This window comes from Methylobrevis pamukkalensis (assembly GCF_001720135.1).
GTDB classification, from domain to species: Bacteria; Pseudomonadota; Alphaproteobacteria; order Rhizobiales; family Pleomorphomonadaceae; genus Methylobrevis; species Methylobrevis pamukkalensis.
Map to the genome: position 1 here is coordinate 1 of NZ_MCRJ01000292.1, position 781 is coordinate 781.

The following is a 781-nucleotide window of genomic DNA, read 5'->3' on the forward strand; positions in this document are numbered from 1 at the left end:
GCCATTCGGTGGTGCAGGAGGCCCGCGCCATCGCGGCGCTCGGTCTCGTCGTCAGCATCGCCACCCGTCCGATGTTCATGGGAGCGCTCGGCGCGACTATCCGGAGCTTGCGGACTGCGGCATCGCCCTTCTCCCCTATGGCGATCCGGCCGCGCTCGCCCGCATCGCCGCCGCCAGTGATCTCGTCTGCGCCACCAACAACGCCAGCGTCGCGACGTGGCCGCCGCGCTCGACCGGCTCGGCACGGGAACGATCCCGGCCGCGAGCCCGCGCCTTGCCTACTACGTGCAGGACTACGAGCCGCTGTTCTATCCGCCGGGGTCGCCGCGATGGTGGCGGGCCTTCTCGAGCTACGGCCTGCTGCCCGGCGCGATCCACTTCGCCAAGACCGACTGGATCCGGACCATGGTGCAGCTCAACCACGGGGTCGAGGTCGCCCGGGTCGAACCGGGTCTCGACCGCACGGTGTTCTTTGCCGATCCGGACAAGGACCTCGGTGGCCGGCCGCTGTTGACCGCGATGGTCCGTCCGTCGACGCCCCGCCGCGGGCCGCGCCGCACGTTGCGCGTCCTCAACCGCATCGCCGCCGCGCGGGGCGACGCGGTCGAGATCGCGATCTTCGGCTGCGCCGATGTCGAACTCGGCGCGATGGGCCTCGACATCGATCCCGCGATCCGCCGGCTCGGGGTGCTGGACCGCCAGGAGGCCGCCGGTCTGCTGCGCCACACCGACCTGTTCGTCGATGCCTCCGACTACCAGGCTTTCGGCCGCACCGCCTTCG

The 781-nt window shown here is 71.4% G+C and carries 1 protein-coding gene; it reads left to right on the forward strand.

Going from position 1 to position 781, the window contains the following annotated elements; translation table 11 throughout:
• Window positions 1-216: 216 nt before the first annotated feature.
• On the forward strand, window positions 217-781 hold a 565-nt coding region (locus A6302_RS20590; RefSeq protein ID WP_141704062.1), incomplete at its 3' end, for a glycosyltransferase family protein.